The following is a 21,851-nucleotide window of genomic DNA, read 5'->3' on the forward strand; positions in this document are numbered from 1 at the left end:
AGATGAGGGCGAACGCCTGATCGGCGCTGCATCGGCGCTGGCCCATCAAGATCCCGATGGCCTGGTCGATGATCGAGCGCTGGGCGAGCGCCTGCCGAAACTGGCCGGTGATCTCCACATGCTGGGCCGCCTGCACCACGGCGTGCAGCAACAATCCGGTGTGTTCGGCCACTTGGGCGATGGTCTGGCGGGCGGCCGGGCCGAACGCGGTCTCGGCCGTGCTGGGGGCGTACGTATTCAACGCGCCGATCGCCTGCTCGCCGGCCCGCAGCGGGTGGGAGTAGATGCTGCGCAGCCCGTGGGCCGGCAGCAGGGTGGAGTAGTCGCCCCAGCGGTGTTCGGTGGCCAGATCGTCCACCTGTACCACCAGCCCGGTGTCGATGGCCTGCGGACACGGGCCGCCGTCGATGCCGTTGCCGTACTGGATCTCATCGACCAGCAGCGCGGTGGCCTCGGAGGAGGCGACCGTGCGGACCCGGCCGCCCAGCCGTAGCGTCAGCCCGGCCATCGGCGCACCCGGAGTGATGCGCGAGGCGGCTGTGGCCAACTCGTTCAAGGCCGCCTCGATGCCACTGGTGGCCAGCAGCGCCGCGGTGAGTTCCTGCAAGAAGCCGTCATCCAGGCCATCGCCGGTGCCGGGTGGGTCATATCTCGAGGGGGGGTTCGTCGGTCGGGCCCATACCGGCGCCTCCTCACCTGCGCGAGAGGCGGGCCCTCCCGCCCGGGATCGCGGGTCTGGCGCCGCGACCGGATGCCACCCCCGATGCGGCGGCCACCTCATGGTGCCGGTCTTGTTGCCAGAGGCCTTGTCACCCATGCCGCGGGAACGAGACCCTGGCCGCCCTCTCCTTGCGCACCCCTTCCGCAGGGACGCCGGTATCGTCGCGCAGCTGTTGCGGCCGGCCGAGTGACGGGCGCACCCCTCACAAGGGGCGCTGGGCCAGGGTCTGCGTCGGGAATCGGCCGTAGGCGGCCCGGTAGGCGGCGGAGAACCGGCCGGTCTGGAAGAAGCCCCAGCGGGCGGCGATCGCAGTGACCGTGGCGCCGCCGGTGGGATCGGCCGCCAGCAGGTCGGCGTGGGCGCATGAGAGGCGGACCTGGCGCAGGTAGCCCATCGGGGTGGTGTCCAGATGGCGGCGGAAGGCGTACTGCAGGGCCCGCAGGCTCACCCGGGCGGCGGTGGCGATGTCGACGGCGGTGATGTCGGTGCCGGCGTAGGCGTCGATGAAGGCGATCGCGCGCCGCAGCGCGTCCGGATGGCCGTCGCCCTGCTCGCCGGGCAGCGCATCGCTCAGCGCGTTGTTGGGGAAGGTGTTGAGCACGCTGACGGCCAGCAGCTGGGAGGCGGTGGAGGCGACCAGCGGCGCGTCGCAGATCACCGGGTCGGCCAGCACCTGCTCGTGCAGGTAGGCGATGGTGCGGCGCAGATGCCGGGCGGCGGCCGCAGAGACCGGCCGATCCCCGGTCAGCCGCAGCTCGCCGGGCTTGCGGCCGGGGACGGCGGCGGCCACCTGGGCCAGCAGCAGGGGATCGAACATGATGAGGTTGTAGCGGGCACCCTGGATGACACCGGCGTAGGGGCGGTCGTGCGGGGCGTACATGAAGACGTCCCCGGGGCCGAACGTGCCTTGCGTCCCCTCGGGGAAGTACTGCCGCACGATGGTACCGGCGTGCACGTTGCCCAGGCAGTACTTGCCGATCGGCTGGGCGTTGTGGCTCATGTCGTAGTCGAAGTCGAGCAGGTCGATGCTGGTGGATCCCGTGGCGTGGCGCCAGACCTGCCCCCGGGTGCTCTCGGCCCGGCCGCCGATCCGCATGGGCGTGTAGGCCTTGCTCAGGAACTCCTCGGTGAGTTCGAGGTCCGCGCTGTCGAAGTGAAGTGTCTGCATGGGATGCCCCAGCCGGACGGGTGAAGCCGATAATTTCACCGTACGCCGAGAGCACCGGACCAGCGAGTGATCGGCGGACATCATCGTGGCCCTTCCGCGACTTGCCGGTTTCGTATATCGCACAGGCCGAGCACAGGTCTTCGCCTGCCGCACTGCATCGCCCGGCCGCTGAAGCGAAGCTGGGAAGCGACAAGGCAACACTGGTGAGGTGGTGCAGCATGCTCGTCGGTGATCAGGGCTGAGCACGACATGGCGGGTTCACCGAAGACCACCCCGGCGCAGATCTCGCCTCGGCTGCAGCAGTTGCTGGCGACCGCGGCGGAGGTCAAGCGTGAGGGCGAGGAGATCCGGGCCGATGGCCGGCGCGTCTGCGCCATGGCGTGCGAGATCCACCGCCGTCTCAGCGAGCAACGCCGGCGCCTGCAGGCCAATATCGACGCGACCGCCGAACGCCAGGCTCAGCGGGCCACCACAACCGGACCGCACGACAGCGGGTCAATGCGATGAACGACCCCACCCAAGGCGGCCACGAGCGCAACGACCCTGTTTCGCGTGCGCCGCATCCCCGGGCAGCTGCGGCGTCTGCTGGCCCTGCTGGTGCTGTCCGGCCCGGGACGGGGCCCATCCGCGACCTTGTGATCCACGGTCACCGCGGGATTGGCGCCTCAGGCACCCCGTTGACCATCGCGGCCGGCGACGGTATCCACCCCGGGGTGGGGAAGCGTATGGTGGCGCTCTCGACGTGGGTGGGCGGGTTCTGATTGCGGGCCCGGTGGGCGGCGCTGGCCACGTCGTCGGCCACCGCCTGATCGTGCTTCGCGCTCCAGGTCCTCGCTCGACGAGGTGTGCGCCACGGTGCTCACCAGCCATGCCGACAGCATCCGCTCAGTGTGCGCCACCCTCGACCCCGCCCACCTCGGCAGGGCCGTCCAGCTGCTGACGACCGCCTCACGCGTCCTCGTCCTCGGTGTGGGAACCTCGGCGCCGCCCGCCGCCGACGCCGCCTACCGCCTCACCACGATCGGCTGCCACGCCGGCGTCACCGCTGGCCGACCGCGCCCATGCGCTCCTGGTAGCCGGAGGCCCGGACCTGGGGTTTCAGATGGCCGCCTCCAGCAGCCGCCTGGCCCACCTGGCCGTCGTCGACGTCCTGCGCGCCGCCGTCGGGCTTTCCGCTCCGCTGCGCTCACACGCCGCCGTGCAGGCGACCGCCGCCATCACCGAGGCCAACAGCCTCCGCCCGTGAGCGCGTCCCCGCACAGGAGCGAAGCGCCGCCGGGCCTCAGGGTGCCGGGTCCGCGGTGACGGGCAGCGCGACCGGCCGGTGCACCAGGCCGTCGGTCCAGGTCACCTCTTCCAGCGCAACGGCCGGCCGCAGACCGGGATGCCGGGTGACCAGCGCCCTGATCGCCTCGGTCAGCTCGACCCTGGCCAGGCTGGCGGCCAGGCAGCGGTGCGGGCCGTACCCGAAGGCCACGTGCGGGTTGGGCGGGTGGCCGGTGAAGCGGTGGATGTCGAACCGGCCGGGATCGGCGAACGCCCGCGGATCGTGGTTGGCCGCGTTGATGTCCGGCATGACGACCGTCCCGGCGCGCAACGAGCCACCGGGAATGTCGATGTCCTGGGTGATCCGGCGCATGAAGGCGCTGGCGGGCGGCCCGTCGAAACGCAGGATCTCCTCGATCGCGGTGGCCGCCAGGGCAGGATCCTCGACCAGCTCGTCCCACTGTTCGCGGTGCAGGAACAACCGCAGGACACCCCGGGCGATCATCGAGGCCGTCGTCTCATGACCTGCGGTGATGAGCGAGAAGACGGTGTTGACCAGCTCACCCTCCGACAGCCGGTCGTCCTCGTCCCTGGCCTGGATGAGCAGGTCGACCAGGTCCTCGCCGGGCGCGGCGCGATGCCGGGCGATCAGCTCGGCGGCGTAGGCCATGAACTCGGTGTAGCCCTGATAGCGCGCCTGCTCGGTGGCGGCCGAGGTGGTCAGGAACATGTCCGTCCACTGGATGAACCGCTCGTGGTGCTCCACCGGCACACCCAGCAGCTCGCAGATGACCTGACCCGGCAGCTGAAGCGCATACCCCTGCACCAGATCGAAGTCCCCGCCCAGGCCGTCGAGGAGATCATGGGCGATCCGCGCGATGCGGGGCCGCCACGGCTCGACGCGGCGCGGGGTGAAGGTCCCGTGCATGATCCGCCGATAGCGGGTGTGCTCCGGCGGGTCCTGGTTGATCAACGCGTCCGGGTCGTCGTCGATGCCGATGCCGCTCACCAGCCGCGGCAGCCCCGGCAGGCGCAGATTGCGGCTGGAGGCGGGCGAGGCCAGCAACGCGCGGACGTCCTCATAGCCGACGGCCACCGGCACGCGGTCGCCGCTGGGCATGGCGGCCGGCGCCAGCGGGCCCGACTCGCGGCGGCGGGCCAGCTCCGGCGACGGCGTGCCCAGCGGACCCGGCACGATGTCCGGCCACGACTCCCCCGGTTCCGGTGCGGCGGTCATGGCAACCCCCTTCTCTCCGGTCCGGCGTGCCCGCGAAACGGGCCCATGCGGACCGTACGCAGCCCCGTACCCGCCGTCAACAGGCGCGGCCGGCCGGCGTGCTCGCCGTGATCGCCGGGCAATAGCGTGGGAGACGACGGAAAAGGAGCAGCCGCCATGCCGCAGATCTCCCCCTGGCAGCGCCCTGACGGGTGGCCCTCCGACGCCTACTTCAGCGCCGTCGAGCAGGCCCTGAACGCCGTCGGCGTCGGCGTCTGCCGGACAGACCGCGATGAAGATTGGGACTACTCCGTCGTCGACCTCGCGCAGGAGCAAGCACACCGGTCCGGCTACCTCGAGGTGTGCGTCATCTGGCGCACCAGACCACCGGATCAACTCACGGACGCCGAGGGCTCCGCCGGCGACTGGTACTGGATGATCTTCAGAGCGCAGAACCCGCTCGACGACCGCATCGAGCCTCTTGCCCTGCCCCATCTGGCCGAGCCGGGAGAACTCGCACAGGCCGTCGCGGCGGTCCTGCGACCGCAGGCAGCCGACGGACAGACGGTGGCAGACTACCCCGATGTGGACACCTGACTGCAGGACCACCCGCCGACGTCGGCGATCCGGATGCGCCACCAGCCGCCTTCCCCATGAGGGGTCTCAGCACTCGTGATCAGATGCGCATCCCGCAGGTGCAGGAATTCTCCGCGAGCGGCCTCACCCAGGTGCTCGAAGAGAAGGTTGAACCCCTTGACATCCTCGGCCGCGAAGTCGTGCGCCCGGCCTATCTGCTGGGCGACGTTGGTGGCGAACTCCTCCGCGGAGATGAGCATCCCGGTGATGGGTACGCCGTTGGCCGTCACGGTGATGCTGATACTGGCCTGAGTATGGGTGATGACATCCACGAGGCTCTGGAGTGCTACATCCGGTTTTGTCATGGAGCTAGATTACGCAGTGCGACCGATAGAATCCGTATAGCTACGTCAATGCGTTCTCCGAAGCCGATGCCACAGGTGCCGCACGCTTCGAACCGCCCCTGGAGGGGTGACCCCGCCGGCCGGTAAGATCGTCCGCGTGGATCTGGACGAGACCGCCGCCCGGCTCGGGGTACCCGTCGAGGACGTCGAGCGCGTGCACCGGCTCGCCGGTGAGCGCCCGTCGGCCCCGCTGCCCGCCAAGGCCGACGCACCCGCGATCCTCGACCGGCTCGCAGTGCCACCGGACGACGCCGCCGAGATCATGGCGGGCTGGCCCGACCCCGGCTCGCCGCTGTGGACCCCGGAACTGCGCTGGCTGCTCGACCGCTCGATCGCCCTGGTCCGCGCCGACCTCGGGGGCCATGACTGGCTGCCGCCCGGCCCGGAACTGCCGCGCGGACGAGGCCCCGCCTGGCGGCACCTCTACGTGTACGCCTACCTGGCCCTGCTCGACGTCGTCACGGGATACCACCGCGACCACGGCATCACCGATGCCGTGTCATGGGCGACCCTGGCGGACCTGGGCCGCAACCTCGCCGTCGACCGGCGGATGCACGGCGAGGGCTGGCCGGTCATGCAGAGCTGGCTGACGCTGCACGCGCGCGGCGCCGTCTACGAGCTGGGCCGGCTGCAGTACCAGCGCGGCGAGACCGCCATCGGCCTGCACATCCCCGAGACGGGGCCGATGACCCCGCAGGCGATCGAGGAATCGCTCGACGAGGCCCGCGCGTTCTTCCCGCGCCACTTTCCCGGCGAGCGCCACACGGCGTTCTCCTGCGGCTCGTGGCTGCTCGACCCGCAGCTGCTGGAGTACCTGCCCGAGGACTCCAACATCATCCGGTTCCAGCGGAGGTTCGAGCTGGAGCCGTACCAGGAGCCGGAAGGGCTGGACGCCGACGTCGAGGTGCTGCGGTTCGTGTTCCGCACCCTGAGCACCCCGCTCGACCAGCTGCCGCGCCGCACCGCCCTCCAGCGCGCGATCATCGACCACCTGAAGACCGGCCGCCACTGGTACTGGCGCCGCGGCCACTTCCCGATCTAGTCACACCCGACGTGTCGGCGGCGGTTCGATCCGCGGGGCGCCTTCCTCCGGCCGGCGGGTCGGGGGCACGATTGGTCTAAGGGACCGATGGGGGGTTTCCGGGGGGCTGGACCGGCCGGTCCCGGTCGTGGACACTTCAGCTCGGGGGCCCCGTGGTGGGTGAGGCGTCATGTCAATACGGTTGGCCGACCGGCTGGACTCCGCGCGGCGGCGCAGTTTCGTCGGCCGGGAACACGAGCTGGCCGCCTTCCGGGACCTGCTCGACCCGGCGGCGGCGGGCCAGATCCTGCTCGTGCACGGGGCCGGCGGGGTCGGCAAGACGGCGCTGCTGCACCAGTACGCCTGGCTGGCCCGCACGGCCGGACGCCGTGTCGTCTGGCTCGACGGCCACGAGCTGGCGCCCGGCCCGGAGGCGGTGACCCGCGCGCTCGCCGAGAGCCTCGGCCTCACCGGCAACCCCCTGGCGTGCCTGGGCGACGTGCCGGGGCTGGTCCTGCTGGTGGACACGGCCGAACTGCTCGTCCCGCTGGAGCCGTGGTTGCGCCGCGAGCTGATTCCCGCGCTGGGCGCCGACGCGATCGTGGTCCTGGCCGGGCGGGAGCGGCCCTCCCCGGTGTGGCGGGTCGATGCGGGATGGCGGGAGCTGGTCGGTGTCGTGGCGCTGGGCAACCTGAGCTACCACGAGGGTTGCGCGTTGCTCGGGCTGCGCGGCGTACCGGAGGAGGAACGCCGGCCGGCGCTGGAGTTCACCCACGGCCATCCCCTGGCGCTGGCCCTGGTCGCCGACGTGTCGGCGCAGCGCAGGTTCTCGGCGGGCGCCACGCACGAGGTCATGGCCGCGCTGCTGAAGAGCTTCGTCGACACGGTGCCCAGCCCGCTGCACCATCAGGCGCTGGAGGCGTGCGCGCTGGTCCTGGCCACCACCGAGCCGCTGCTGGCCGCGTTGCTGGATCTGCCCGACGCCGGAGAGCTGTTCGCCTGGCTGCGCGATCTGTCCATCGTGGAGTACGGCTCCCGCGGCCTGTCCCCGCACGACCTGGCCCGCGAGGCGCTGGAGGCCGAGCTGCGATGGCGCGATCCGGACGGGTGCGCACAGATCCGGCACCGGGCCGCCGCCTACTACCGCCAGCAGTTCGCCGGGGCCGCTCCGGTCGCCCGGCAGAGCATCCTGCTGGATTTCGTCTACCTGCACCGCGACACCTCGGTGCTGGGGCCGTTCGTGTCCGAGGTGCCCGGGACCGCCGATCTGACCACCGGCCGCCCCACCACGGCGGAACTGGACACGATCGTCTCCTGGGTGCGCAAGCACGAGGGCGAGGAGTCCGCCCGGTTGTGTGAGCTGTGGCTGCACCGGCAACCGTCGTCGGCGACGGTGGTGCGCACGCCCTCGGGCGAGGCGGTCGGCTTCTACCAGCTGATCGTCGCCGAACGACAGGTGGCGGACCCGGCCATGGCGGGCCTGCCCGACGCCGGCGAGGTGCGGATGGTGCGCTTCTGGATGGACGGGCAGACCCACCAGAGGCCGTCGCCGACGCACATGTTCATCACCACCCATCTGTGCCGGTCCTACCTGACCTCGCCCTCACCCGAGGTGACGCTGCTGACCTTCGCCGAGGCCGAACCCTGGCAGGAGGCCTGCGCCTACCTGGACTTCCACCGCATGCCGGAGGCGGACTTCCAGGTCGGCGGGCGTCACTTCGCGGTGTTCGGCCACGACTGGCGCACGGTGCCGCCGCTGGCGTGGATCTGCGTGCTCGCCGAGCGCGACGCCCTCACCGGCGGGCCCGTCGCCGTACTGGGCGAGCAGGAGTTCGCCGAGGCGGTGAAGGCCGCGCTGCGGTCGTACGGCAGGGCCGACGGACTGCGCGACTCGGCGTTGCTCGGCTCGACCATGGTGAACGCCGCGGCAGGAGAGGCCGGCGATCCCGCCGGAGCGCAGCGCGCGCTGCGCGACATCCTCCAGGAGACGGCCGCGCGCATGGAGGCCTCGCCCCGCGACCGGCGCGCCTACCGGGCGTTGCACCACACGTTCCTGCATCCCGCCAGCACCCAGGCGGACGCGGCCGAGCTGCTCGGGCTGCCGATGAGCACCTTCCGGCGGCATCTGGCGGCAGGTGAGGCCCGCTTCACCGAGCTGTTGTGGCAGCGGGAGCTGGATTCGCGCGGCGGACAGCCAATGGGCGGGAACTGAGCGCGAAGTGGTCTCAAAAGCGGATACGGCTTCGGCCTACCTTCATGGAGTCAGAGCGATCCACCGGAAATCAAAGGAACGAGACCATGAAGATTCGCCGCTACGCCGCCGCCGTCCTGACCGCCGCGGCCGCCGGAACACTGCTGGTCACCGCCTCGGGCGCCGCCCACGCCGACACCTACCGCAGCAGGAACCTGGTGCCCGGCGAGCAGTACTGCATCGCCCAGCTCGCCAACTACCAGGTGCGCGGGGACGGCACCGCCTCCCGCGACGGAGCCAAGTTCAAGCTGCGCAAGTCCGGCACCACCTGGGTCGTCGCCGGCTCGCCCGGCCTGGTGAACATCTTCGCCGCCGAGGGCCGCACTTCACTGGGCACCTTCCTCGGCCAGGGCAGCTACGAGCTGTGCGCCACCAACAACGGTGTCCGCGACACCTTCGTGACCCTGCGGCTCCGAAGCGACGGCGAGTTCAGCTGACCCGCCCGATCACGCGATCCACGTGTGCCGGACGGCCCCGAGGCCGTCCGGCACACGGCCGTCCAGGGCCGTCAGCTCGTGACGAAGGAGAGCAGGTCGTCGTTGAAGGCCTGCTCGAAGGCGCCGCTCAGGCCGTGCGGCGCGCCGGGGTAGACCTTGAGCGTGGCGTCCTTGAGGAGTTCGGCGCTCCTCGGGGCGCTGGCGCCGATGGGCATGATCTGGTCGTCGTCCCCGTGGACGACCAGGGTCGGTACGTCGATGTTCTGAAGGTCGTGGGTGAAGTCGGTCTCGGAGAAGGCCTTGACGTAGTCGAGCGCGCCCTTGACCCCGGCCTGCATGCTCCACAGCCAGAAGGCGTCGATCACGCCCTGGGACGGTTGCGCGCCCTCGCGGTTGAAGCCGTAGAAGGGGACGGCCAGCTCCTTCGTAGAACCGGGAACGGTCGGCCGCGACCCCGGCCCGGATGGCGTCGAAGACCTCGATGGGCAGGCCTGCGGGGTTGGCGTCGGTCTTGAGAGCAGGGTGGCCAGGTCGTCGGCGTAGGTGTCCATGTCGTTGCCGTGCCAGGGCTGGCCGGATCGGCCGTGACCGCGCCGGTCGTGGGCGATGGCGCGCAAGCCGTGGGAGGCGGCCAGATGGAGCTGGTTGTCCCACGCGTCGGCGTTCAGCGGCCAGCCGTGGCTGAACACGACGGGCCGGCCGCTGCCCCAGTCCTTGTAGAAGATCTGCGTGCCGTCGGCGGTGCTCACGTAGGGCATGTCGTGACCTTTCAGGGTCGGTGTCGGTGGTCTCGACGCTAGATCCGCGCGGTTCACCGGCGATCGGTCAGATGACTGCACCCGCGGGGACCGACGCTCTGCCTGCGGTCTCGGTCAGGCTGCGGAGCCGGGTCTGCGGGGTGAGCAGGACGGCGATGCCCATGACCGCCCCGCAGGCCACCAGCAGGAGGGCGATGGGCCAGGAGGCGCCGCCGTCGCCCCCGCCTCGGCCGCCACCGCCGCCGCGGCCGCGGCCGAGAAGCCGACCGTGGTCCTCGTGCACGGCGCCTTCGCCGACGCCTCCGGCTTCAACGACATGATCGCGCGGTTGCAGGCGGCCGGGTTCCCGGTGATCGCACCGGCCAACCCGCTGCGCGACGTGGCCGGGGACGCCGCCTACGTCTCCAGCGTCCTGGACACCGTCACCGGGCCGGTCATCCTCGTCGGCCACTCCTACGGCGGCATCGTCATCACCAACGCCGCCCGCGGCCACGACAACGTCAAGGCGCTGGTCTACCTGGGCGCCTTCGCGCCCGGCAAGGGTGAGAGCGCGCTGAAGCTGGCCGAGCAGTTCCCCGGCAGCGAACTGGGCCACGCGCTGCTGGCCCGCGAGTACGAGCTGCCCGACGGCACGCCCGGCGGGACCGACGGCTACATCGTGGCCGAGAGGTTCCGCGAGGTCTTCGCCGCCGACCTGCCCGCGTACAAGACCCGGCTGATGGCCGCCACCCAGCGGCCCGGCAGCGTCACCGGCCTGTCCGACGGCAGCGGCGATCCGGCCTGGAAGACGATCCCGTCCTGGTACCTGATCCCCACCCAGGACAAGGTGATCCCGCCGGCCGCCCAGCGGTTCATCGCCAAGCGCGCCGGCAGCACGGTCAGGGAGATCCACTCCTCCCACGTCGTCATGATGTCCCACCCGGACGCCGCCGCCGCGGTCGTCCTGTCCGCCTACGCCGCCACCCGATGAGGAGTCCGACATGAAACCCGACACGATCGTCCTGATCCACGGCTTCTGGGTCACGCCCCGCAGCCGGGAACACTGGATCACCCGCTATCGGGCCCGGGGATACCGGGTCCTGGCCCCGGCCTGCCCCGGCTTCGAGGTCGAGGTCGAGGCGCTCAACGCCGACCCCGCCCCGATCGAGCGGGTCACCGTCCCGCAGATCATCCAGTCGCTGGAGACGCTGATCGGCGGCCTGGACACCCCGCCGATCATCATGGGCCACTCCGCCGGAGGCGTGTTCACCCAGATCCTGCTCGACCACGGCTACGGCGCCGCGGGGGCGGCGATCAACTCCGCGCCCACCGAAGGGGTGAAGATCATCCCACTGTCGCAGATCAAGGCCACCTTCCCCGTGCTCAGCAACCCCGCCAACCGCCACCGGGCGGTCGGCCTGGACTACGAGCACTGGCGCTACGCCTTCACCAACACCTTCCCCGAGGAGCAGGCCCGCGCCGCCTACGAGCGCTACCACATCCCCGCCTCCGGCAACATCTTCTGGGGCAGCGCCCTGGCCGACATCCACCCCGGCAAGGACGACAACTGGGTCGACCACCGCAACGACTCCCGCAAGCCGCTGCTGTTCATCGCCGGCGAGAACGACAACCTCATGCCGCCCAAGATCCAGCGCTCCAACGCCGCACACTACAAGTCGCCCAAGACGATCACCGAAGTGGTCGAGTACTCCGGCCGCTCCCACCTGATGCCCGCACAGGACGGCTGGGAGGAGATCGCCGACCACGCCCTCGCCTGGGCCCTGGAGCACTCCTGCCATCCCGGGGCCGGCCCGCGGAGGCGGACCTCCGCGGGCCGGCCCCGGGATGGGAACCTCGCATGATCGAAGTGAACCCGCGCCGGGCGGCAACCGGCGCCGCCCCCGCAGGAGAGTCCCCATGACGAAGGTCCGGTTCACCCACATCGGCGGGCCCACGGTCCTCATCGAGTTCGGCGGCCGGCGGCTGCTCACCGACCCGACCTTCGATCCCCCCGGCCGCACCTACTCCCTCCTTCGGCTGGAGCACCTCCTCCCGCAAGCTGACCGGCCCCGCCGTCGACGCCGTCCTGCTCACGCACGTGCACCACGGCGACAACCTCGACGACGCCGGACGCGCCCTGCCGGCACGGGCCCCCGCTCAGCGGACCGTCCTGCCCGTCCACTACGAAGGCTGGCAGCACTTCCGGGAGAATCGGGAAGACATCGAGCGGGAACTCGCCGCCGGCCCGCGCGCTCTCCGTGAGAGCCTCCGCTGGCTCACCGCGGGGGATCCGGCCGACGTGGCCGTGTGACCGGACGGCCGCACCGAAAGCGAAGGCGGGGAGACCCCCCTCCCCGCCGGTTCCAACGTACAGCCGACAGGGGGGCTTGCGGCAAGACCCGGGTCCTGGCGCAGAATCGGCGGCCGGGCATCGGCACCGACGAGGGAGACGGGGGCACGACGTGGGTGTGCAGTACGTTCTGGATCTTCAAGAGGCCGACGGGACGCAGGTCTCGGTCGTCGGCGGCAAGGCCGCGCATCTGGGCGCGCTGTCCCGGATCGAGGGCATCGGCGTGCCGGCCGGCTTCTGCGTGACGACGGCCGCCTACCGGCGGATCATGGCGCAGGCGCCGTCGCTCGACGATCGGCTCGATCGGCTCTCGCGACTGAACCCCGACGACCGGGCGGCGATCCACGCGCTCAGCGCGGAGATCCGCCGGACCGTCGAGGGGATCGCCGTCCCGGGCGACCTGGCGGCGGAGGTCACCCGCGCGCTCGCCCGGCTCGGCGAGCGAGCCGGCTGCGCCGTACGATCCAGCGCGACGGCGGAGGACATGCCGACGGCCTCCTTCGCGGGCCAGCAGGACACCTACCTGAACGTCGTGGGGCCTGCGGAAATCCTCAAGCACCTGAGCCGGTGCTGGGCGTCGCTGTTCACCGAGCGGGCCGTGACCTACCGCCTGCGCAACGGCTTCGACCACCGCAGGGTCCACATGGCCGTGGTCGTGCAGCGGATGGTCTTCCCGGATGCGGCCGGCATCCTGTTCACGGCCGACCCCGTCACGGGCAACCGGAAGGTCGCCACCGTGGAGGCCGGCTTCGGCCTCGGCGAGGCCCTGGTCTCCGGGCTGGTGAACCCGGACGTCTTCAAGGTGCGCGAGGGCGAGGTCACCGGGGTGATCGCCGCCAAACAACGTGCCGTCCAACCGCTGCCGGCCGGCGGGACGCGGGAAGTGGCCATCGACCCGCGGCGGCAGGAGCAGCCGGCGCTGACGGATGCGCAGGTCGTGCGGCTCGTACAGCTCGGGCGGCGGATCGAGGCGCATTTCGGCCGCCCGCAGGACATCGAATGGTGCCTGGCCGGCGACGACTTCCAGATCGTGCAGAGCCGGCCGATCACGACGCTGTTCCCCGTCCCCGTCCCCGCGGCCGGTGACCGGGAGAACCACCTCTACCTGTCGGTCGGTCACCAGCAGATGATGACCGACCCCATGAAGCCGCTGGGGCTGTCCATGTGGCAGCTGACGGCCCTGGCGCCGATGCACGAGGCCGGCGGGAGGCTGTTCGTCGACGCCACCCGGCACCTGGCCGCGCCGGCGAGCCGCGCCGCCTTCCTGGAGATGGTGGGCAGGTCCGATCCGCTGACCAGGGACGCGCTGGAGACCGTCCTCGAGCGCGGCGACTTCGTCCCGGTGCTCCCGGACGGCGCTCCCGGCGGGCCCCCGGCCGGCGGCCCGCCCGCCCCGATCGAGACGGATCCGGCCGTCGTCACCGAGCTGGTCGAGCGCAGCCGGGCCTCCATCGCCGCCCTGCGGCGCGACATCGGGACGAAGAGCGGACCGGCGCTGTTCGACTTCCTGCTGGAGGCGTTCCGGGAGCACAAGCGGGTTCTCGGTGATCCGTCGAACATGCGGGCGATCATGGCGGGGATGGAGGCCACCTGGTGGCTCAACGACCGGCTGCAGGAATGGCTGGGCGAGAAGGACGCGGCCGATGTCCTCACGCTGTCCGCCCCCGGCAACGTCACCTCGCAGATGGGACTGGCGCTGCTCGACGTCGCCGACGTGATCCGCCCGCATCCGGAGGTGGTGGCGTTCCTCCAGGGCGTCGAGGACGACGGCTTCCTGGACGAGCTGCCGAAGTTCGCCGGCGGCACCGAGGCGCGCCACGCCATCGAGGCCTATCTCGACCGGTACGGCATGCGCTGCGTCGGCGAGATCGACATCACGAGGCCGCGCTGGCGTGAGCGCCCCGCCACGCTCGTGCCCGTGATCCTCGACAACGTCAGGAACTTCGAGCCGGGCGCCGCCGGGCGGCGCTTCGAGCAGGGACGGCAGAAGGCGCGCAAGAAGGAGCAGGAGGTGCTCGAACGCCTGCGGGCCCTGCCGGACGGGGAGCACAGGGCCGAGGAGACCAAGCGGATGATCGACCGGGTCAGGACCTTCATCGGCTACCGGGAGTACCCGAAGTACGACATCGTCAGCCGCTACTTCCTCTACAAGCAGGCCTTGCTGCAGGAGGCCGGGCGCCTCGTGCGGGCCGGCGTGCTCCGAGACGAGGAGGACGTCTTCTACCTCACCTTCCAGGAGTTCCACGACGTCGTGCGCACCGGCCGGGTGGACGAGCGGCTCATCCGGCGGCGCGAGGACGCGTTCCGGTCCTACCGGGCGCTCACGCCGCCCCGGGTGCTCACCTCCGACGGCGAGGCCGTCACCGGGACCTACCGGCGCGACGACGTGCCGGCCGGCGCCCTGATCGGCCTGCCGGTCTCCGCCGGGACCGTCGAGGGCAGGGCCCGCGTCATCCTGGACATGGCCCGGGCCGATCTCGAACCGGGCGACATCCTCGTCACGGCCCACACGGACCCGAGCTGGACTCCCCTGTTCGTCGCCGTCTCAGGCCTGGTGACGGAGGTCGGAGGATTGATGACCCACGGTGCGGTGATCGCACGGGAGTACGGCCTGCCGGCTGTCGTCAGCGTGGTGGACGCCACCCGGCTGATCCCCGACGGGCAGCGGATCCGCGTGCACGGAAGCGGCGGGTACGTCGAGCTTCTGCCGTGAGTGACCGCTCACCGGGAAGGCCCCCGTGCGGCCCGTTCATGACCAACTACGATTGGCGCCGGATATGCGTGCGTTGTCCGCCGCATGTCACGGCCTCTCCGTCGGCGAGGCCGTGACACGACCATGACACGGCGCGGACGGGGCGGGGACATGACCGGCCGACAGTGGATGAGGTTGACCGGCGGACGGGCTACGGGGGGCGTGCGGTGAAACTCGGCGGCGTGTCGCGGGTGTTGCTGATCGAGGACGACCCGGCCGTGCGGGAGGGCCTGGAGCTGGCCCTGAGCCGGCACGGGCACGGGGTGCGCGCGGTGGAGTCCGGAGAACAGGGGCTGGAGCGGCTGCGCACGGACCTTCCCGACGTCGTCGTGCTCGATCTGATGTTGCCCGGCATGGACGGGTTCGAGGTCTGCCGCCGCATCCGGGCCGCCGGGGAGGTGCCGATCATCATGCTGACCGCGCGCGGCGACGACATCGACGTGGTGGCCGGGCTGGAGGCGGGCGCCGACGACTACGTGGTCAAGCCGGTGCGGCCCCGGGTGCTGGAGGCGCGCATCCGCGCGGTGCTCCGGCGGATCGGCCGCGAGCAGGCGGAGCTGGAGCGGCACGGGGAGCTGACCATCGATCGGGCCGCCCTGGTGGTCTCCAGGCGCGGCGTGCCGGTGGGCCTGGCCCCGACCGAGCTGCGCCTGCTGCTTGAGCTGTCCGGCACACCGGGCCGGGTGCACAGCCGCCAGCAGTTGCTGGAGTCGGTGTGGGAGCACGACTACTTCGGCGACTCGCGTCTGGTGGACGCGTGCGTGCAGCGGTTGCGGGCGAAGATCGAGGACGACTCGGCCGCGCCCGTCTACGTGCAGACGGTGCGCGGGTTCGGCTACCGGTTCGGGCCGGTGTGAGCCGCCGGTGACACCTCGGCCGAGCCTGGGGCTGCGTGCCCGGCTGTCGTCCGCCTTCGCGCTGCTGTGCGTGGTCACCGCGGCGGCGGTGGCCGGCGGGATCTACGTCCAGGCCCGTACCGCCATCCTGCAGCGGACCCAGGACGCCGCGGTGCAGGCGATGACCAGCCGCCTGCAGACGCTCTACCCGCTGCGGAATCCGGCGCCGGGCCCGGCCGAGCTCGGTGAAATCGCCGGCGCGGTGACCGACCAGTACAGCTCCGCGGTCGCCCTCTACCGTGAGGCGCACTCGCCGGTCGGCCCGCCGCCGGGGCGTTGGCGGCCGGGCGGGAACGTGGCGTTCCTGGATCCCGGGCTGATTCCCGCGGGGCTGCGGCGGGCGGTGGCCGAGGGCGAGATCGCCTGGCAACGCGTGGTGTGGCGGGGCGAGCCCATCCTGATCATCGGCACGCCGTTGCTGATCACCGAGCCGGACCGGACCACGCGGGCCTCCGGCATCGAGGTCTACCTCGCGCGCGACCTGAGTCCCGAACAGCACAGCATCGACGGGCTCGCCGCACGCGCCTGGCTCACCGGCGGGGCGGCCCTGGCCTTCGCGGTCGTCCTGGCGTCGCTGGCCACCCGCGGCGTGCTGCGCCCGGTGCGCGAGCTCGGCCGGGCGGCCCGCCTGCTGGGCGAGGGTGAGCTGCGCACCAGGATCGAGGTGCGCGGCTCCGACGAGCTGGCCGAGGTGGCACGCACGTTCAACGACACCGCCGCGGAGCTGGAACGGCACGTCAGGCAGCTGCGCGAGATGGAGGCCGACGCCCGCCGGTTCGTGGCCGATGTGTCACATGAGCTGCGCACCCCGTTGGCCGCGCTCGCCGCGGTCGCCGACGTCCTGGACGAGGAGGCGGCCGGGCTGCCCGAGCCCGCCGGCCGGGCCGCCAGGCTGGTCAGCCAGGAGACCCTCAGCCTCACCGTCCTGGTGAACGACCTGATCGAGATCAGCAGGTTCGACTCCGGCGTGGCGGCCCTGGCGCTGAACGAGGTCGACGTGGCCGAGCTGGTGCGTGCCACCCTGCGGGCCCGGGGCTGGTCGCAGCAGGTGCGCACCGAGCTGCCGGACGCGGTGACGGCACGGCTGGACCCGCGCCGGGTGGACGTCATCCTCGCCAACCTGGTCGGCAACGCCCTGCGGCACGGCGAGCCACCGGTGTCGGTACGGCTTCGCGCCGACTCGCACCGGATCACCCTGGAGGTCCGCGACCACGGACCGGGATTGGACGAGGCGGTGCTGCCGCACGTGTTCGAGCGGTTCTACAAGGCCAGCGCGGCCAGGGCCAGGTCCGAGGGCAGCGGCCTGGGCCTGGCCATCGCGCGGGAGAACGCGCGCCTGCACCGGGGCGACCTCACCGTGGCCAACGCCCCGGAGGGCGGCGCGGTGTTCACGCTGCGCCTGCCACGGCGGGCACACGATCCGGACGGAGGCTCCGAGTGAGGACCGGGCTCACCCGCCGCGTGCTCGCCGCGGGCCTCGTGTCCCTCATCGCCGCAGCCGGTTGCGGCGTGCAGCCCAGCGACGTCATCACCGGCGGCGGCCCGCCGAGCGGAGCCGTCGCACCGGCCGCGACGATCACCGTCTATCTGGTGAAGAAGGGCCGGCTGCGCGCGGTGACACGGCCCGGTGATCGGCCGCTGCTGTTCCCGGCGGACACGCTCGCGCTGCTGGCGGCCGGGCCCACGCCGAGGGAGCGGGCGGACGGATTCACCACCGACGTCCCGTCCGGAGCCGGCCCGTTCGCGGTGACCGTCGAGCCGGCCGGCCACGTGGTGGTGACCCCGTCCGCTCCGGCCGGCGGACTGTCCGCGCTGGCCCTCGGGCAGATCGTGTGCACGGCCGCCGCCACGGCGCCGCGGAGCCTCACCCGGGTCACCGTCGTCGGTGCCCGGCGGGACGTCGATCCCCGCGACTGCCCGGGCCGCCGCTGACGACCGCCGCGCCCCGGACCGGAAAGCCTCAGGAGGCGTCGCGGTACAGGTCGAGCCTCTCGGGCAACGGCTCCATGCCGGCCGACCGGTAGGTGGCGACGCCGCCGACGTTGGAGCTCGGGCAGCACACGATCACGCTGGAGGACCCCGACTCCCGGAGCGTGCGCGCCGCGGCGATCGTGACCGCCCGGCCGTAGCCGTGACCGCGGTGCTCCCGGTGCACCCCCATCGGCTCGATCAGCCCCGGCCTGCCCTCACCCGCCGACCACACCGTCACGACCGCCACCGCCCGGTCCCGCTCGTCGCGGGCGAGCAGGCACCGCGCACCGGCGTACGGCGTCCCTGCCGCCATCGCCCGCCAGCGCTCCTCGGTGAACGTCGAGCGGTCGAACGACGCCCGCAGGACCGCGGCCCACTCGTGCGCCAGGTCCGGTCCGATCACCTCGACGCGAACGCCGGGGTCCGGCACCGGCGCGCCGAGGTCACGCCGGAGCGGCGTCCACGACTCGCCGCTGTTCCAGCCGCCCTCGGACAACACCTCCCGCACCGGCGTCCCCACCGGCGCCTCGACGTAGGCCGTGCCCGCGGGCAGCACACCGCGCTCGGGCGCCGACGCGTCCTCGGCCACCCGCCGCGCCAGTTCCTCATCCCGCCACGCCTGCGGCGCGAACGCCAGCCGCAGCAACTGCGCACCGTCCAGCAGCCCGACCGCCAGGATCTCTCCGGCCCGGCTCCAGGTCCGCACGGCATCCGCCGTCCGCTGCGTACCGAACCGCCAGAACCACCCCACATCCCCCGGATGCAACTGCAGGGGCGCCTCGTCGCCCTGCCACTCCTCCAGCACCCGCACCACGTCGCCGAGCCCGCCGGGCCCGGGCCTGCCCATCTCGATCACCATCCCCCGATCACACACCATCCCGCCGGCCCTCCGCACCGGGATTTCCCGCCGGCCGTCAGCAGTGTGCGCGCCGCTGCCCCGAACACCCCGAGGGCCTGCGGCGCTGGCGCGCCGACGCCACCCGTGCCACACTCACTGTTATAGAACTCATCCAGGAGTTATAGAACGATTGGAGCATGACATGCGAGACGTGCCGCTGTGGCGTGAGCCGGTCCCGCCGGACGGGACGACGATGGGTGAGCCCGAAGCGCGGGGCCGATTCGGCGAGTACGGCGGGCGGTACGCGCCGGAGTCCCTGGTGGAGGCGTGCCGCGAGGTGGAGGAGGCCTTCCGGCAGGCCTGGGCGGACCCGGGGTTCCGCGGCGCCCTGGCGCGGCTGCTGGCCCTGCACGCCGGGCGGCCGACCCCGCTCACCCCGGCCGAGCGGCTGTCGCAGGCGCTGGGCGTGCGGCTGTACCTCAAGCGCGAGGATCTCACCCACACCGGGTCCCACAAGATCAACAACGTGCTGGGCCAGGCGCTGCTGGCCGCCCGGATGGGACGGCGCAGGCTGATCGCCGAGACGGGGGCCGGCCAGCACGGGGTGGCCACCGCGACCGCCGCCGCGCTGCTCGGCTTGGAGGCCACGGTGTTCATGGGCGAGCGCGACATCGAGCGGCAGGCGCTGAACGTCTTCCGGATGCGGATGCTGGGCGCCGAGGTGGTCCCGGTGACCACGGGCAGCCGCACCCTCAAGGACGCCACCAGCCAGGCCATGCGGCACTGGGTGGGCGCGACCGGCGATTCCCACTACTGCATCGGCTCGGTCGTCGGGCCGGATCCCTACCCGTGGATGGTCAGGGAGTTCCAGCGGGTCATCGGCGAGGAGGCCCGCGGGCAGTGCGCCGCCGAGCTGCGGACCGGCGTGCCGGACCACGTGGTCGCGTGCGTCGGCGGCGGCTCCAACGCGGCCGGCACGTTCGCCGGATTCGCCGACACCCCCGCGCGCCTGGTCGGTGTCGAGGCGCAGGGCGGCGCCGGGGCGGCCCGCGGCCGGCTCGGCGTCCTGCACGGCTGCCGCTCGCTGTTCCTGCAGGACGACGAGGGGCAGATCACCCAGGCGCACTCCATCGCCGCCGGGCTCGACTACCCGGGAGTCGGCCCGGAGCACGCCCACCTGCGCGACCTGGGCCGGGCCCGCTACGTCACGGTGACCGACGAGGAGGCGGTCGGCGCGGCGGTACGGCTGGCGCGCACCGAGGGCATCGTCCCGGCGCTCGAATCGGCGCACGCCCTCGCCTGGGTGATCCGCGCGGCGGGCGACGGCGAGCTGCCCGCGGGATCGACGGTGCTGATGACGTTGTCCGGCCGGGGCGACAAGGACGTCTCAACCCTGAAGGAGCTGCTGTGACGAATCCCACCCCGGGCCCCACCCCGGCCGCGGGCACGGTCGAACGCCACCTGCGTGCCCGCCGCGGCACCGGCCGCGGCCTGCTCATGCCGTACCTCACCGCGGGGATCACACCCGGCTGGACGGACTACCTGCGGGCGTTCGCCGCCGCCGGGGCGGACGCGATCGAGGTCGGCCTGCCCTTCTCCGACCCCACGCTGGACGGCGTCACCATCCAGCAGGCCGGCGAGACGGCGCTGGCCCGGGGGGCGAGCACCCGCCGGATCCTCGCCGACCTGTCCGCCATGCCGGACCCGGGCGTGCCGCTGGTCGTCAGCACCTACTACAACCTGGTGCTGCACGACGGCCCCGAGGCGTTCTGCGCCGCGCTGCGCCGGGCCGGCGTCGCCGGCCTGATCGTGCCCGACCTGCCGGTGCACGAGGCCGGCGAGCTGACCGACGCGGCCGCCGGCGCCGGGATCGAGCTGGTCCTGCTCGCCTCGCCGGCGACGCCGCAGCCGCGGCTGGCGGAGATCTCCTCCCGCAGCCGCGGATTCGTCTACGCGGTCTCGCTGATGGGCACCACCGGGGAGCGGGCCGCCCTCGCCGCCTCGGCGGCCGGGCTCACCGGGCGGATCAGGCGCGTCACCGACCGGCCGGTCTTGCTAGGATTTGGCATTTCCACCCCGGACCAGGCACGCGAAGCCCGCCGGCACGCCGACGGCGTGGTGGTCGGCGCCGCGGTCATGCGGCGGGTGCTCGACGGGGCCGGGCCGGACGACCTGCGGGTCTTCCTCGCGACCCTGCGCCGAGCCCTCGACGCAGGCTCTCAACCAGGAGTGTGACCGACCGCGATGACCCCCGACGCCGGGCACGAGGCGAGATACCGCGCCATCGCCGCCGACCTCGCCGCGAAGATCCGCTCGGGACACTACGCCCCCGGTCAGGCGCTGCCGCCGCAACGGGAGCTGAGCGCCTCCTACGGGGTGACCCTCATGACGCTGCGCCAGGCGTTGCGGGAGCTCAGCGACGAGCGGCTGATCGTGCAGCGGCCCGGCAAGGGCACGTTCGTCGCCCCGCCCCACCTGGCCTACCAGCTCGACTCGCTGCGCAGCCTGGTCGACGACCTGCGCAAGCAGGGCCACGACGTGCGCACCGCGGTGGCCGGGCGGGCGGTGCGCCGGGTCCCCGCCCGGATCGCCGCGGAGCTGCGGCTGCGGCCCGGCGACACCGCCCTGCGGCTGGAGCGGGTCCGCGAGTTCGCGGGCCGCCCCGCCGTACACCAGGTGTCCTGGGTCCGCCGGCCGGTGGCCGAGCGGATCCGCGAGCGCGACTTCACCGCCGTCTCCCTCTACACCGCCCTCGCCGACGCGGGGGTGGCGGTCGCCCGGGCGACCGAGGTGGTCCGGCCCGGCCTGCTCGACCCCGCCGCCGCCGGCCACCTCCACGAGCCGCCGGGCAGCCCGGTGCTCCTCAGCACCCGGATCACCTACACCCTCGACGCCACGCCCGTGGTGTCGGACCAGGCCACCATCCTCGGCAGCATGATGGAGATCCGCACCGAACGCGCCGCCACCGGCCTGTCCGTCACCTGGGGCGCCACCAGCTGAGGCCGCTACGTCCTGTAGCGGTAGAGGATCCGGCCGCGGGTGAGGTCGTAGGCGCTGAGTTCCACCAGCACCCGGTCGTACGGCAGGATCTTGATGTAGTTCTTCCGTATCTTCCCGCTGATGTGCGCCAGCACCTTGTGCCCGTTCTCGAGCTCCACCCTGAAGGTGGCGTTGCGCAGGCACTCGATGACGGTGCCCTCGACTTCTATGCCTTCTGTCGTTCTTGCCATGTCGTCGTCCTTGTCCG

Annotated in this window: 24 protein-coding genes; 16 read left to right on the top strand and 8 right to left on the bottom strand. The window is 72.3% G+C overall.

What is annotated here, in order from left to right:
- Together Pta02_RS38720 and Pta02_RS38725 are read right to left on the bottom strand one after the other, a co-directional pair.
- The coding region (locus tag Pta02_RS38720; RefSeq protein ID WP_203880020.1) for a GAF and ANTAR domain-containing protein at positions 1-607 on the bottom strand (607 nt) is incomplete at its 3' end.
- A 316-nt stretch (positions 608-923) separates the two neighbouring features.
- Positions 924-1,889: an AraC family transcriptional regulator gene (locus Pta02_RS38725; protein ID WP_203880021.1), complete on the bottom strand. Its 966-nt coding sequence runs from the start codon at positions 1,887-1,889 to the stop codon at positions 924-926.
- Positions 1,890-2,117: 228 nt separating this feature from the next.
- Here Pta02_RS38725 and Pta02_RS38730 point away from each other — a divergent pair, with 228 nt between their 5' ends.
- Together Pta02_RS38730 and Pta02_RS38735 are read left to right on the top strand one after the other, a co-directional pair.
- Complete coding sequence (locus tag Pta02_RS38730) at positions 2,118-2,396, top strand: hypothetical protein (protein ID WP_203880022.1); 279 nt, start codon at positions 2,118-2,120, stop codon at positions 2,394-2,396.
- Between the two features lie 595 nt (positions 2,397-2,991).
- Complete coding sequence (locus Pta02_RS38735) at positions 2,992-3,135, top strand: hypothetical protein (RefSeq protein WP_203880023.1); 144 nt, start codon at positions 2,992-2,994, stop codon at positions 3,133-3,135.
- A 36-nt stretch (positions 3,136-3,171) separates the two neighbouring features.
- On the opposite strand, the gene Pta02_RS38740 is transcribed toward Pta02_RS38735, so the two are convergent.
- The gene (locus Pta02_RS38740; protein WP_203880024.1) at positions 3,172-4,392 is read right to left on the bottom strand and encodes a cytochrome P450; all 1,221 of its coding nucleotides are present in this window, start codon (positions 4,390-4,392) and stop codon (positions 3,172-3,174) included.
- A gap of 156 nt (positions 4,393-4,548) precedes the next feature.
- Here Pta02_RS38740 and Pta02_RS38745 point away from each other — a divergent pair, with 156 nt between their 5' ends.
- The gene (locus Pta02_RS38745) at positions 4,549-4,968 is read left to right on the top strand and encodes a hypothetical protein (RefSeq protein WP_203880025.1); all 420 of its coding nucleotides are present in this window, start codon (positions 4,549-4,551) and stop codon (positions 4,966-4,968) included.
- Here Pta02_RS38745 and Pta02_RS38750 read toward each other — a convergent pair.
- On the bottom strand, positions 4,947-5,312 hold the full coding sequence (locus Pta02_RS38750; RefSeq protein WP_203880026.1) for a GvpU-like protein: 366 nt from the start codon (positions 5,310-5,312) through the stop codon (positions 4,947-4,949). The genes Pta02_RS38745 and Pta02_RS38750 overlap by 22 nt on opposite strands.
- A gap of 136 nt (positions 5,313-5,448) precedes the next feature.
- On the opposite strand from Pta02_RS38750, the gene Pta02_RS38755 reads away from it, so the two are divergent.
- The 3 genes from Pta02_RS38755 (at position 5,449) to Pta02_RS38765 (ending at position 9,060) form a co-directional block, all read left to right on the top strand.
- Positions 5,449-6,393 carry an acyltransferase domain-containing protein gene (locus Pta02_RS38755; RefSeq protein ID WP_203880027.1) on the top strand — a complete coding sequence of 315 codons (945 nt, stop codon included), beginning with the start codon at positions 5,449-5,451 and terminating at the stop codon, positions 6,391-6,393.
- A 169-nt stretch (positions 6,394-6,562) separates the two neighbouring features.
- Positions 6,563-8,584: an ATP-binding protein gene (locus Pta02_RS38760; RefSeq protein ID WP_203880028.1), complete on the top strand. Its 2,022-nt coding sequence runs from the start codon at positions 6,563-6,565 to the stop codon at positions 8,582-8,584.
- An 86-nt stretch (positions 8,585-8,670) separates the two neighbouring features.
- On the top strand, positions 8,671-9,060 hold the full coding sequence (locus Pta02_RS38765; RefSeq protein WP_203880029.1) for a KxYKxGKxW signal peptide domain-containing protein: 390 nt from the start codon (positions 8,671-8,673) through the stop codon (positions 9,058-9,060).
- Positions 9,061-9,131: 71 nt separating this feature from the next.
- Here Pta02_RS38765 and Pta02_RS38770 read toward each other — a convergent pair whose 3' ends face one another.
- Together Pta02_RS38770 and Pta02_RS38775 are read right to left on the bottom strand one after the other, a co-directional pair.
- Positions 9,132-9,818, bottom strand: coding sequence for an alpha/beta fold hydrolase (locus tag Pta02_RS38770; protein ID WP_239131557.1), 687 nt, complete (start codon positions 9,816-9,818; stop codon positions 9,132-9,134).
- 67 nt (positions 9,819-9,885) lie between these two features.
- Positions 9,886-10,101: a hypothetical protein gene (locus Pta02_RS38775; protein ID WP_203880030.1), complete on the bottom strand. Its 216-nt coding sequence runs from the start codon at positions 10,099-10,101 to the stop codon at positions 9,886-9,888.
- Here Pta02_RS38775 and Pta02_RS38780 point away from each other — a divergent pair.
- From Pta02_RS38780 to Pta02_RS38810, 7 genes are all read left to right on the top strand, one after another.
- Positions 10,087-10,788: an alpha/beta fold hydrolase gene (locus Pta02_RS38780; protein ID WP_203880031.1), complete on the top strand. Its 702-nt coding sequence runs from the start codon at positions 10,087-10,089 to the stop codon at positions 10,786-10,788. The genes Pta02_RS38775 and Pta02_RS38780 overlap by 15 nt on opposite strands.
- A 10-nt stretch (positions 10,789-10,798) precedes the next feature.
- Positions 10,799-11,659, top strand: a complete 861-nt coding sequence (locus Pta02_RS38785; protein WP_203880032.1) for an alpha/beta hydrolase — start codon at positions 10,799-10,801, stop codon at positions 11,657-11,659.
- A 236-nt stretch (positions 11,660-11,895) separates the two neighbouring features.
- Entirely contained in the window at positions 11,896-12,108 is a 213-nt protein-coding gene (locus tag Pta02_RS38790; protein WP_203880033.1) for a hypothetical protein, read from the top strand.
- A gap of 157 nt (positions 12,109-12,265) precedes the next feature.
- Entirely contained in the window at positions 12,266-14,860 is a 2,595-nt protein-coding gene (gene rph, locus Pta02_RS38795) for a rifamycin-inactivating phosphotransferase (protein WP_239131558.1), read from the top strand.
- Positions 14,861-15,081: 221 nt separating this feature from the next.
- On the top strand, positions 15,082-15,756 hold the full coding sequence (locus tag Pta02_RS38800) for a response regulator (protein ID WP_203880035.1): 675 nt from the start codon (positions 15,082-15,084) through the stop codon (positions 15,754-15,756).
- A 7-nt stretch (positions 15,757-15,763) separates the two neighbouring features.
- Complete coding sequence (locus Pta02_RS38805; protein WP_203880036.1) at positions 15,764-17,236, top strand: ATP-binding protein; 1,473 nt, start codon at positions 15,764-15,766, stop codon at positions 17,234-17,236.
- Positions 17,233-17,727, top strand: coding sequence for a hypothetical protein (locus tag Pta02_RS38810; RefSeq protein WP_203880037.1), 495 nt, complete (start codon positions 17,233-17,235; stop codon positions 17,725-17,727). Before Pta02_RS38805 ends, Pta02_RS38810 begins: the two co-directional genes overlap by 4 nt.
- A gap of 28 nt (positions 17,728-17,755) precedes the next feature.
- Here the strand turns inward: Pta02_RS38810 and Pta02_RS38815 are convergent, their stop codons facing one another.
- Positions 17,756-18,625, bottom strand: a complete 870-nt coding sequence (locus tag Pta02_RS38815; RefSeq protein ID WP_239131559.1) for a GNAT family N-acetyltransferase — start codon at positions 18,623-18,625, stop codon at positions 17,756-17,758.
- Positions 18,626-18,806: 181 nt separating this feature from the next.
- On the opposite strand from Pta02_RS38815, the gene trpB reads away from it, so the two are divergent.
- Genes trpB through Pta02_RS38830 form a run of 3 tightly spaced genes read left to right on the top strand, consistent with a single transcriptional unit; the run spans position 18,807 to position 21,604 of the window.
- Positions 18,807-20,015 carry a tryptophan synthase subunit beta gene (gene trpB, locus Pta02_RS38820; protein ID WP_203880038.1) on the top strand — a complete coding sequence of 403 codons (1,209 nt, stop codon included), beginning with the start codon at positions 18,807-18,809 and terminating at the stop codon, positions 20,013-20,015.
- A complete protein-coding gene (trpA, locus tag Pta02_RS38825; protein ID WP_239131560.1) occupies positions 20,012-20,839 on the top strand; it encodes a tryptophan synthase subunit alpha in 828 nt (275 codons plus the stop codon). The genes trpB and trpA overlap by 4 nt, the downstream gene beginning before the upstream one ends.
- A 9-nt stretch (positions 20,840-20,848) precedes the next feature.
- On the top strand, positions 20,849-21,604 hold the full coding sequence (locus tag Pta02_RS38830; protein ID WP_203880039.1) for a GntR family transcriptional regulator: 756 nt from the start codon (positions 20,849-20,851) through the stop codon (positions 21,602-21,604).
- A 5-nt stretch (positions 21,605-21,609) separates the two neighbouring features.
- Here the strand turns inward: Pta02_RS38830 and infA are convergent, their stop codons facing one another.
- Positions 21,610-21,834 carry a translation initiation factor IF-1 gene (gene infA / locus Pta02_RS38835; RefSeq protein ID WP_203880040.1) on the bottom strand — a complete coding sequence of 75 codons (225 nt, stop codon included), beginning with the start codon at positions 21,832-21,834 and terminating at the stop codon, positions 21,610-21,612.
- Positions 21,835-21,851 lie beyond the last annotated feature (17 nt).

The organism is Paraplanobispora takensis (genome assembly GCF_016863195.1).
Classification (GTDB): domain Bacteria; phylum Actinomycetota; class Actinomycetes; order Streptosporangiales; family Streptosporangiaceae; genus Planobispora; species Planobispora takensis.